This window comes from Alcanivorax sp. HI0044, from assembly GCF_001634945.1.
This window is the reverse complement of sequence record NZ_LWEZ01001359.1, coordinates 1-1157: the sequence shown is the minus strand read 5'-3', so window position 1 is coordinate 1157 and position 1157 is coordinate 1. Positions and strand designations below refer to the sequence as shown.

The following is a 1157-nucleotide window of genomic DNA, read 5'->3' as shown; positions in this document are numbered from 1 at the left end:
CACCCGGAGCTGCCCAGCTGGGGTAACGGCCAGTACGACTGGAACGGCTTCCTGCCCCAACAGGCCCACCCCCAGGCCAGTAACCCTGAGCGCGGCTACCTGGCCAGCTGGAACAACCGCCCGGCCCGTGACTGGTGGGCTGCCGACGCCCACGCCCCCTACGGCTCCGCCCACCGCAACGACATCCTTGATGTGCGCCTGCAACAACTGGTCGAAGAGGGCAGCGTCACCCGGGCACGCATGGTGGAAGCCATGGGCGATGCCGCCACCGTGGACCTGCGTGGCCAGGAAATCATTCCCCACGCCCTCGCCCTGCTGGAAAGTGCACCGGTCACCGGCGACCAGGACAGCGCCATCCGCCTGATGCAGGACTGGGTCACCAACGGCGCCATGCGCCGCGACCGGGACGGCAGCGGCAACTACGATGAAGAAGCCGCCGTGGCCCTGATGGATGCCTGGTACCCGTTGATGATCGACACCCTGCTGCCACAAATCACCGCCGTGGAAGACGTGGACGGCCAGAACCTGTCGCTGATGGGCCGTGACAACAAGCCCGGTGCCGGTGGGTCCGCCTATAACAATGGCTACTACGGCTATCTGGAGCGGGTCCTGGAGCAGGCCCTGGGTACCAGCGCCAACCCGTACCGGGCCCTGCGTTGCGCGGACACCGATGACAGCAACGCCTGCCGCGACGCCCTGGCCGACAGCCTCAACCAGGCCATCGACCAGCTGGGCGGCATCGCCAGCATGGACAGCTGGAACGTGGACGAAAGCCAGGACCAGATCCAGCACCGCGCCATCGGCCTGTCCGGCGTCGCCCCCATCCACTGGCAAAACCGCCCCACCTTCCAGCAGGTCGTGGAATTCACCGGGCACCGGTAAAGCAGCTTCGAGCTGCTAGCAGCTAGCTACAAGGCGCGGGAAAAGCATGGGATATCCGTCCCGGCTTTTCTCCGCGCTTCTCCGCTGAAAACGTCTTTTCACTCGAAACTAGTGGCTGGAAGCTAGGGAACCTCTGAAAAACTCCTTGCGTACTCAGTCTTTCAGGCTGGTTCGCAATCTATACCCCATTCGGGGCACAGAGGGCGCGCTTTTGAAGGTGTCCCCTAACTGGGATCGAGATATGTCCATCCATCGAAAAAGCGCAACAACGAGTG

At 63.8% G+C, this 1157-nt stretch carries 1 protein-coding gene; it reads left to right on the top strand.

Annotated features, from left to right (window positions below; genetic code table 11):
• On the top strand, positions 1-882 hold an 882-nt coding region (locus A3730_RS20110; protein ID WP_197477541.1), incomplete at its 5' end, for a penicillin acylase family protein.
• Between the last annotated feature and the right edge of the window lie 275 nt (positions 883-1157).